The sequence below is a fragment of the Mesorhizobium wenxiniae genome (assembly GCF_002284535.1).
Taxonomy (GTDB): Bacteria; Pseudomonadota; Alphaproteobacteria; order Rhizobiales; family Rhizobiaceae; genus Mesorhizobium; species Mesorhizobium wenxiniae.
Genome location: NZ_NPKH01000020.1, coordinates 1,140,803 through 1,148,885, shown reverse-complemented (window position 1 = coordinate 1,148,885; position 8,083 = coordinate 1,140,803). Strand labels below are relative to the sequence as shown.

Below are 8,083 nucleotides of genomic sequence, written 5' to 3'. Positions count from 1 at the left end.
TCTGCCCTTCCCGCTGGCGATACCGTGCCCTAGTCGGACTAGGCCGCCGTCAACTGCAATGGGCGCTCAGGCGGCAGAGGCCCCGTCTTCCTCTGCTTTTCTATCGGCCTCCGCCGCTTCCATTTCAAGCCGCGCCAAATGGGCCTTGATCTCCTCGGGCTCGGCGTGCTCTAGCCCGACGACATTGTTCCTGGTTTCCTGCAGTGCAACGATGATCTCATCAAGCTTTGCAATGAATAGCAGCAGTGTCGCGATAACCCTGGATCAGGACGACACCGGTAATCACAATCGCAGCTGCTGAAAGCGCATAGGTGACTACGTTTGTTAGCCCGAAAGGAACCATCGCCGTGCAAGCAACCATCGCGGCGATCATCAAATAGAAGCCAGGCGGCCGGGACAGAAAGTCGGCAACCGCAAAGAGAAATCGGTTCATGCGAATCCCCACAAACAAACTAGTACGATTGGGGCCGGATTTTACATGTTCGTCAATGCTCCGGGGGCTATGAGCCGGACGGGCTTGAATGATCTCTATGCCGCCTGCTTTCGGCGGGCCTCTCGCTGGCGTCTCAGTTCGTTACGCTTGGCCGCCCAGGAGAAGTTGTCATGTTCCGATGAAAGGATCTTGGCGAAGGCGCCGTCCGCGATCCATGAATTGAGGCAGTCTCGTTCGCCCTTGAGGTGTGGTGCAATAGCCTGATTCGGCACTTCCAGCCCGATGGAGCCACCATGAAACCGCAAGCCAGCAAATCCGGATTCACCATTCTTGTCGCCGCCGACACGACGCTGTTATCGGCCGAGCCGTTGATCGGACTGCTCGAACTGGAGACCAACAGCGGCACGATCGAGCTGGCCATGAATAGGATCGTCGCCGAGCGACTTCATTCTGCCGTCGTCGAATTTCTCCAGGCCGGCGAGGGAGATGACGCCCCGACATTTGCGGTCGAGCGTTCGCAGAAGGCAACCTGAGAGAGGGCGCAGGATATGGGGCCGGTCTCATCTGCCGATCGCTATTACGCTCCGCCCGCAGGTCTCTCTGAATTCACGTTCATGCAACCACCGCCATGTCTTCGCGTTTAGCCACTTCAATTCTGGAGAGCGACAAAGATGCCGGCGTTTATACCGATTACGATCTACCTGAATCACAGATCGATGCTGGTTACGTCGATACCTGATGCAGAGACGGCGCTTCAGCAACCATGGCCATTCATGGACAAGCCGTCCCGACTTGAGGCAATCCGAATGGTCGAGGAATGCCTGGCCGGACATTGCAGTCACCAGGCTGCGTTCGCTGCCTTCGAGGCGGCCGCATCTGAACAGGGCCTTCTCAAGCAAAAGCCGCCAAGCGTAGGCCTCAGGAAGTTCGATGGGGTTGCCGAAGATCTGCTGTGAGGTGATGCCGCCCTCGCGACCTTGAACCGCTGACAGGCCTCGCCCGGGCGGACTTGGTCAGCCGGATTGCGGACCACCCGCCAAATCGAGGAATGGCGGGTGGTCGCTTATCAGCGCAGGAAGGGACTTAGCTGCGCAGATCTCAGTTGTTCTTCGGTCCAATCGTCAAAGGCCGGCCGGTTCCTAGGTAACGATGATTCCTATCGCCAGGAACGTGATCGACACGGCGAACACCGGAGCGAGTAACCAGCGAGCTTGGACACTATTCACCATGGTCTCCTCCTGTGAGCACATGGCGAGCAACGAGTGGCTGGCAGTCCGGTTCCGGGCTGCACCCGTCGTCGTCCTTTGCGACAGCAAGGTCAGACTTAGGTCCTACTTTGAGAAAGACCGAAGCCCAATCGAGGAACGTTTGCGGCTGCCGGAGGTTGGGTGGGGCTGGCGCGAAGACGATGCCGTTCAGCGCAACAGAACTCACGCAAGGAGCCAATTATGAGAATGCATCTTTCAACTTTCGCCGCGGGATTTCTGCTGCTGGCAGGTATCGGCGCCGCCGCCGCTCAGGACGTGATCATCCAGCCTGAACAGGAGACGGTCATCAGAGAGTATGTGAAGAAGCAGCCGCTCGCGTCGGTGAAGATCCCTGGAGTGGAGCTCAACATCGGCTCGACCTTGCCCGAGACGGTCGAGCTTCGCGAAGTACCCGACGTCAAATATCGTTACGTGGTGGTCGACAACCGTACCGTTCTTGTTGATCCAGGCACGCGCAAGATCATCAAAATCATCGAATGACCAAAGCGACTGGGAGGACAGCCCGCCGTGCCGAAAGGTGCGGCGGGAAGTCCGAGCGACGAGGAGTGTGATCACTATGTCGAACCGTGAGATTGGAGCGTCGCAGGCGCTGCGAATGCGCGTGGCTGACCTCACTGAGAGGATGCACGGCGCCCGGATTACCGAGAACGAATTGAAGACCTTTCGAAAGGTCGCAGCAGTCCTGGAGGACGGCAAGGGCAGAATCGATGCCGACGATTTGATTGCCGCGTCCTTCGTCGTCGAGGCGCCGGCCTAACAAGAAGTGCTGCAATGTCCCTGTCTCCCAGCCTATTCTCTGTTGGCCTGACTTTCCAATGCCCACAATGCAACTTCACCGTCATCAAGAATGGCAGCTGGTTTCAGGTCGTTTCCCATTACAAGTGCGACGGATGCGGACGCGAGATCCGGATTACCTATCCCGACAAGATCGCTATCTTCCAGAAGCACGCGCACTTGGCCACGCCCAAATCACGTTCCGTTCACTCTGGCTAATATAAGCCCGCCGCCTAGACGCCCGCCGGCTCGAGTTCATTCCGCCGATGGCGCCCAAGCTGGTCGCGAAGCCGCCCGAGGGTGAAGACTGGATTCACGAGATCAAGCTCGACGGCTACCGCTCCCAAATCGTCATCAATAGCCCCCGACGATATCCGCGCCATCACCAGAACCGGGGCGGACTGGACGAGTAAGTATAAAGGGCTCGTTGAGCAGCGAGGGAGCTTGAGGTCGAGAAGGCGATCATAGAGGGCGAAGCGGTCGTCACCAACAAGGCCGGGCTGCCGGATTTCGGCGCGTTGCAGAAAGCTGTCCACAACGACCCCTACGCCATGGTTCTCGGCGCCTTCGACATCCTGCATCTCACCGGTCACGATCTGCGCGACATCGGCTGCAAGGCGCGCCGCGAAATTCTCTACGGCATCATCAAGCCGGACAGCCGGATCCAGTTCAGCGAAGCCATGCCTGGTGACGCCAAGTCGATCTTCTACCTCGTCGACCAGGCCGGGATCGAGGGAATCGTCTCGAAGCGCGCCGACAGCAAATATCGCAGCGGCCCGACCTCGAACTGGCTGAAGACGAAGAGCTTCACGGTCGACGAATTCGAACTGCTGGGCGTCGAGCGCGAGCGAGGCAAGGCGGCGATGGCGTTGCTGGCCGACCCCGGCAGCGGGAAATATGTCGGCACGGCCTTCATCACCCTGGGCCGCGACATGAAGGAACGGTTGTGGAAGCGGGTCCAGGAACACGCCGGACCGCCGCCAGAGGCCATGAAGAAACGGCCGGCAACGCAATGGGTCGGGCATGGCGTCAAGCTGCGTATCAAGCATCTGCGCGGCGACCACAGCCACATACGCCATGCATCACTGCTGGGCTTCAGTGACGAGAGCTAATATAGCCGTGCGCCGATGGAACCGAATTGATCCGGTGCGACTTATCAGGCCCATGAGCACACGCGGAACAAACTTTTTGCATCAATGGCTTGCGAACACCGTGCCCGAGGCGGTCGTGGCGGATGTGATCTCGGTCGCCGAATTGACCCAAAAACTATTCGCCGACGTATCTTCCTCTATCTCCGTGCTGCTGATCCCGAGAGCCTTGGCGGCGCCTATGAGACGATCCTGGACGCGATCGTTCATCATGACGCGGGTGCAGCTGGCTGATCCCTGTCGCGGCCCTCTAGCCGCTCGACGGTTTCGCCTTCGCTAGTGCTTCGCCCTCATGGACCGGCTCCGGGCCGTAGAGCAACAGCACAGCTTCCTCGCTCGGCAGCACGCCGGCGGGGCACGTCTGTTCGATCGCCATGCGGACCAGTTTGAGGGCAGCCCAGGCGCTGCGAATAACCTCGTTGCCGTCTTGGTCGCTCATGAGGGGCTGTAAACTTGAAGGTCGCCTTCAGCAGTAGCTCACCGGCCTCAGAGCGAACCTTTACCGCAAATTCGCGGTGAATCCCGTCCGGCATCTTATCTTTCACGATCTCAGCTAGGGCCCTTGCGGCTTCTGCCTTAGCGGTTTCGACGTCGGGCAGGTCAGTTCCCTGATCGTCGGGGTATGGATCGTCGGGATCCTTGAAATCGAAGTAAAAGCGCGGCATTGGCTTTAACTCTGATCACAAGGAAATGTTTCAGTAAAAGAGGGGCGACTGTGCAAAAAATAGTAGAGAGCGTACAGGATAAAGGTATCGTCGGCTACGGTGCGGATTATGCGCCGGGCCTGCTGACTTCGGATGAAGGACTGACCCCGTTTTGTTGCGTGTAAAATCATTTCCCATAGCGGCAACGATTGTTTTTCTGGTCACAAACGCCTCATGATCCACAAGCCGATGAAGATCGACGGCAAGATCCATTGGATCACCGAGCGGTTCCGGGGATGATTTGTTGAACGGCTGACAGTCGCTCCAAGGAAGGTGGCCGGCGCCGCTTGGGGGGGCGTTGGGGTAGATTGCCGTAGGGCGCCGGCCGGCGGATTGGGGTCCGCCGCCGTTGATACTACCGAGCTTGGCGATGCAAGTAATTCCGCGATCACGGAATGTCAGGAGGGGGTCGACGACGCTCAGTCCTTTGCATCGTCACCGTCTTGCACAGAGCCATCGTTTTCATCTGCCGGGCTTTCTAACCCGGCCAGTTGCCGGTCGGCCATTTCTTTGGCGAGGCCTACCAGGGCATCGACCTCTTGCATCCGGTCCACGTGACCGCCATTGGCGACGCGTTTCCGGATCCCCTTCAGTTGGTCAGAGGTAAGTCGCAACATTTCGGCGATAGACGGCTTCTTGGCCACGCCTGCATCTCCTGCATCCCAACCCTCGATACGAGCAGCGTTCCGGCCCGAAACTCTTTACGGCAAAAGTCGACATTCAATCGACCCGCTTTTAATCCGGGTCATGAAGTCAGCGCCATGCGTTAGTTCGAGCGGCCCGACAGCCAATCGGGTTGACCGGCCGGCCGCCGGGTCTGACCGGCGGGCGGTTGGGGGGGCGGTCGCCGGCTGGGGCGAATTATAGGCCAATTATGCATCATCGCTAATTTAGCAAAATGGTCATGTTCCGTTCCCCTGGCCGTCAAATCGGATGAGCCTGGAGTCGAATTCGTGCCAAAACGAGTGAGTGCCGGTGGCCGACTACAATTTATTCCTCCGATGATGCCGACCCTGGTAGCTAAAGTGTTTGTGAATCGCCAGCGCGGTATTTTTAGTTTCTCAGTCGCGCCAACGAACCGAGATGTCACATCGTCTGGCTTCGGAACGAATTCCCCGCGTTCTGTCGCCGCTGCGTCTTCTGGTGATAGTTCGCCGACATGTTTGTCGATCAAGGACAAGTTCTGACAACGCGATTTGATTTCCGCATGCTCAAACGAGTCGATGCTCATTCTGTGAGCGAACCTGTTCCGAATTTCCTTCATGACATAGAGGTCATGCTGTGCCTCCTCGCTGATATGGCCAAAGAGATAAGCCAGATCGATTTTGGCACTGAAGCTTCCGAGCGGAGCGCCGGATCGGAATTGCTCGTTCGCTAGCATCAACGCCAATTTAGTTTGTGGGAAGCGAGATCGCAGAAGATCCTCGAGGCGTTGCTCGACTGCGGACGCGGCGACAATGCCTACGGCTCGGTCAGAGTCATTTTCCATCTGCAGAAAAATTTCTGGCAGCATCCGCGTGTTGCCTTCGACAATTAACGTGCGCGTGGATGTATGGCGCACAGGTTCGCAAGGACGGCAACGAGCGTGCGGTGCCGAAGTTCTGGGACGAATACGCCGAGGCATGGTTGCAGGGCTTTAATGACGGGCCGATCACCGGCGGCAGGACTCAGCCTGTAAGCGATCATCTGGAAGCGGAACTTGACGAAGCCGCGGTGAGCGAGCCGCGGTCAACCGAGCAGCTAACAGACATTGGGAACATTTTGCCGGTTCGGAATTCATGGGGTCACCTAACCGATTGAGGCTTTCTTGACCCAACGACGCGTCGACAGAGAAAGGTTGGAGCGAGCCGATCGCGAGTCAAAACTTACAATCGAGGCAGAGCGTCAAGATCGTAATGCCAAGTCAGCGCGGCTGCGAGAGCAGCGCCTTTCTGCGGAAGCATCCGTCCAGAAGCCGGCTCCGATTAAACGTCGTCGAACTGCCGCCAAAAAACCAGCCACGAGAGATTATTGAGGTCGACTAGGCAGCACCGGGAACCGAAATGCCTTCGCGAACTTGTCGTGAGATGCGCCCGGGAACGTTGTGGCCCGGGAGGGCACCTCGTCTGCTGGATGCGCCTGTGATTAATCCGTTTAAGACGCTGTTGAGGACGTCCAAGAGGTCGAGAAAAAGACAGGCTTCCGCTATCCTCCTTCTGCAACGCATATGGCAGCCACCCGAACCAAAGACAAAGGGCGCAAAAACTCGCGCTAAGCCGCTTAGGCGCAAAGTGTCGAGATCGACGCTCCGTCCAACCCGGCCAGAGCCGGGAACGTTCGTCGACGGATTGTTTAGTAGCCCCCATGGCAAACTGGCCTATAAGTTGTACACGCCTACGGGGTCGAGTCGGCGTCGGTTGCCGCTAGTAGTCATGCTCCATGGATGTGGGCAATCGGCCGCAGACTTCGCGGTCGGTACTGACATGAACAAACTTGCCGACGAGCGTGGCTTTCTGGTGCTCTATCCGCAGCAATCAACATCCGCAAACCTCGGCCGCTGCTGGAACTGGCATAGCCCACTCGACCAAAAGCGAGGCAGTGGCGAACCGGCTATCATCGCCGCCCTGACCGCACACATTATTTCGACTAGCAAAGCTAATTCGACACGCGTCTATATTGCAGGCATCTCGGCTGGAGGGGCTGCCGCCGCAATCATCGCGGCGGCTTACCCAGACCTTTACATTGCAGCTGGAGTCCATTCTGGACTTGCCGTTGGAGAGGTTCGAACCTTACGCGGCGCACTGTCCGCGATGCGCAACGGCCCCGGAGCCGCTGGTGTCACCAAAACCGCCAGACCCCCACCTTGCATCGTATTCCACGGCGATCAAGATCGTGTCGTCCATCCATCCAACGCGAGCGGCTTCCTATCCCACCTATTGCGATCCAGCCCGCGTTCGCTAACGAGCCGCACCCAGAGGGGGCGGTCCAGCGGTGGGCGGGAGTTTACACGCACCGTGTATGGGCACGGGTTGAGAGACGTGTTGCTGGAGGACTGGACAGTGCACGGCAGCGGTCATGCGTGGTCGGGCGGCAGCCCGGCCGGGTCGCACACCGATCCCGCTGGGCCGGACGCTTCGCGCGAGATGATACGATTTTTCCTGGCTCGAAAGCGACTTGTCGCAAAGGTCCCAAGAACGAGAGCCGGCGCATAGAGGGCAAGATCTCTTACCAAGCCGAACCATTCACATCTGCGGGATTGGATTGATAGCCGTTCCGTTTTCGCCGCACGTAACCGATCCCAAGGTCNACCAAGCCGAACCATTCACATCTGCGGGATTGGATTGATAGCCGTTCCGTTTTCGCCGCACGTAACCGATCCCAAGGTCAAAATCCCGCCTATAAAAGCAAGTTCGCAGGAGATTGCCGCGCCAAGATGTTGCGCACGTTCGAGACCTGCCACCGGCCACCGCGCGCTGTGCGAACGCCGCGATTGTTCAAGGCGATTGCCAAGCCACGCAGACTGGCGATGCCAGAACGTTGAATGGACGCGATGATTGGCAGCACGGTCTGGGCAAACCGGTCGGCTTCTTCGATCGACATCTTCCGACCCTTCGCCGCAGCTTCTGCGGTGTTGGTCGGATTGCCGAGCTTTATACTCGTCCTGCGTGAGGCGAGGGCGGCTTTGGTGCGCTCCCGAGATCAATCGACGCTCCTTCTCGGCCAAAGCGGCGTTTGTGATTCGGCTCGGTTGCCGCTACGTTCCCGGAATTTGGCGGA

The 8,083-nt window shown here is 58.3% G+C and carries 11 protein-coding genes and 3 pseudogenes; 9 read left to right on the top strand and 5 right to left on the bottom strand.

The annotated features are described in order from the left end of the window. Positions 1–66: 66 nt before the first annotated feature. A pseudogene (locus tag CIT31_RS16045) lies at positions 67–433 on the bottom strand (low affinity iron permease family protein). Positions 434–726: 293 nt separating this feature from the next. Here CIT31_RS16045 and CIT31_RS16035 point away from each other — a divergent pair. The 6 genes and pseudogenes from CIT31_RS16035 to CIT31_RS16005 all read left to right on the top strand — a co-directional run. Further along, complete coding sequence (locus tag CIT31_RS16035) at positions 727–966, top strand: hypothetical protein (protein ID WP_095519303.1); 240 nt, start codon at positions 727–729, stop codon at positions 964–966. Between the two features lie 138 nt (positions 967–1,104). Further along, positions 1,105–1,389: a DUF982 domain-containing protein gene (locus CIT31_RS36070; RefSeq protein WP_095519302.1), complete on the top strand. Its 285-nt coding sequence runs from the start codon at positions 1,105–1,107 to the stop codon at positions 1,387–1,389. 492 nt (positions 1,390–1,881) lie between these two features. Then, positions 1,882–2,181, top strand: coding sequence for a DUF1236 domain-containing protein (locus CIT31_RS16020; RefSeq protein ID WP_095519300.1), 300 nt, complete (start codon positions 1,882–1,884; stop codon positions 2,179–2,181). A 76-nt stretch (positions 2,182–2,257) separates the two neighbouring features. Next, positions 2,258–2,458, top strand: a complete 201-nt coding sequence (locus CIT31_RS16015; RefSeq protein ID WP_095519299.1) for a hypothetical protein — start codon at positions 2,258–2,260, stop codon at positions 2,456–2,458. Between the two features lie 283 nt (positions 2,459–2,741). Further along, positions 2,742–2,888, top strand: a complete 147-nt coding sequence (locus CIT31_RS35180; protein ID WP_245316280.1) for a hypothetical protein — start codon at positions 2,742–2,744, stop codon at positions 2,886–2,888. 45 nt (positions 2,889–2,933) lie between these two features. Then, positions 2,934–3,587: pseudogene (locus tag CIT31_RS16005) on the top strand (ATP-dependent DNA ligase); the annotation flags it as partial. A 286-nt stretch (positions 3,588–3,873) separates the two neighbouring features. On the opposite strand, the gene CIT31_RS15995 reads toward CIT31_RS16005, so the two are convergent. The 3 genes and pseudogenes from CIT31_RS15995 to CIT31_RS15990 all read right to left on the bottom strand — a co-directional run bounded on the left by CIT31_RS15995 (position 3,874) and on the right by CIT31_RS15990 (position 4,971). Then, positions 3,874–4,062 carry a hypothetical protein gene (locus CIT31_RS15995; protein ID WP_095519296.1) on the bottom strand — a complete coding sequence of 63 codons (189 nt, stop codon included), beginning with the start codon at positions 4,060–4,062 and terminating at the stop codon, positions 3,874–3,876. 28 nt (positions 4,063–4,090) lie between these two features. Then, positions 4,091–4,288: pseudogene (locus tag CIT31_RS36065) on the bottom strand (DUF6894 family protein); the annotation flags it as partial. 458 nt (positions 4,289–4,746) lie between these two features. After that, on the bottom strand, positions 4,747–4,971 hold the full coding sequence (locus CIT31_RS15990; RefSeq protein ID WP_095519295.1) for a hypothetical protein: 225 nt from the start codon (positions 4,969–4,971) through the stop codon (positions 4,747–4,749). Between the two features lie 515 nt (positions 4,972–5,486). Between CIT31_RS15990 and CIT31_RS35175 the strand changes: the two genes are divergently transcribed. From CIT31_RS35175 to CIT31_RS15975, 3 genes are all read left to right on the top strand, one after another. Then, complete coding sequence (locus CIT31_RS35175) at positions 5,487–5,705, top strand: hypothetical protein (protein ID WP_245316277.1); 219 nt, start codon at positions 5,487–5,489, stop codon at positions 5,703–5,705. 170 nt (positions 5,706–5,875) lie between these two features. Then, positions 5,876–6,127, top strand: a complete 252-nt coding sequence (locus tag CIT31_RS15985) for a hypothetical protein (RefSeq protein ID WP_095519294.1) — start codon at positions 5,876–5,878, stop codon at positions 6,125–6,127. A 242-nt stretch (positions 6,128–6,369) separates the two neighbouring features. Beyond that, positions 6,370–7,518 (top strand): extracellular catalytic domain type 1 short-chain-length polyhydroxyalkanoate depolymerase, encoded by a 1,149-nt coding sequence (locus tag CIT31_RS15975; RefSeq protein WP_342586933.1) that lies wholly within the window; start codon positions 6,370–6,372, stop codon positions 7,516–7,518. Between the two features lie 184 nt (positions 7,519–7,702). Here CIT31_RS15975 and CIT31_RS33845 read toward each other — a convergent pair whose 3' ends face one another. Continuing rightward, positions 7,703–7,906 (bottom strand): recombinase family protein, encoded by a 204-nt coding sequence (locus CIT31_RS33845; RefSeq protein ID WP_133116162.1) that lies wholly within the window; start codon positions 7,904–7,906, stop codon positions 7,703–7,705. Positions 7,907–8,083 lie beyond the last annotated feature (177 nt).

What these genes read in the sequence shown, in the direction of transcription:
- CIT31_RS16035 (WP_095519303.1), top strand. Translation starts at nt 727, where the DNA reads ATGAAACCGCAAGCCAGCAAATCCGGATTCACCATTCTTGTCGCCGCC.
- CIT31_RS33845 (WP_133116162.1), bottom strand. Translation starts at nt 7,906, where the DNA reads ATGTCGATCGAAGAAGCCGACCGGTTTGCCCAGACCGTGCTGCCAATC.
- CIT31_RS16015 (WP_095519299.1), top strand. Translation starts at nt 2,258, where the DNA reads ATGTCGAACCGTGAGATTGGAGCGTCGCAGGCGCTGCGAATGCGCGTG.
- CIT31_RS35175 (WP_245316277.1), top strand. Translation starts at nt 5,487, where the DNA reads ATGTTTGTCGATCAAGGACAAGTTCTGACAACGCGATTTGATTTCCGC.
- CIT31_RS16020 (WP_095519300.1), top strand. Translation starts at nt 1,882, where the DNA reads ATGAGAATGCATCTTTCAACTTTCGCCGCGGGATTTCTGCTGCTGGCA.
- CIT31_RS36070 (WP_095519302.1), top strand. Translation starts at nt 1,105, where the DNA reads ATGCCGGCGTTTATACCGATTACGATCTACCTGAATCACAGATCGATG.
- CIT31_RS35180 (WP_245316280.1), top strand. Translation starts at nt 2,742, where the DNA reads ATGGCGCCCAAGCTGGTCGCGAAGCCGCCCGAGGGTGAAGACTGGATT.
- CIT31_RS15975 (WP_342586933.1), top strand. Translation starts at nt 6,370, where the DNA reads ATGCCTTCGCGAACTTGTCGTGAGATGCGCCCGGGAACGTTGTGGCCC.
- CIT31_RS15985 (WP_095519294.1), top strand. Translation starts at nt 5,876, where the DNA reads ATGTATGGCGCACAGGTTCGCAAGGACGGCAACGAGCGTGCGGTGCCG.
- CIT31_RS15995 (WP_095519296.1), bottom strand. Translation starts at nt 4,062, where the DNA reads ATGAGCGACCAAGACGGCAACGAGGTTATTCGCAGCGCCTGGGCTGCC.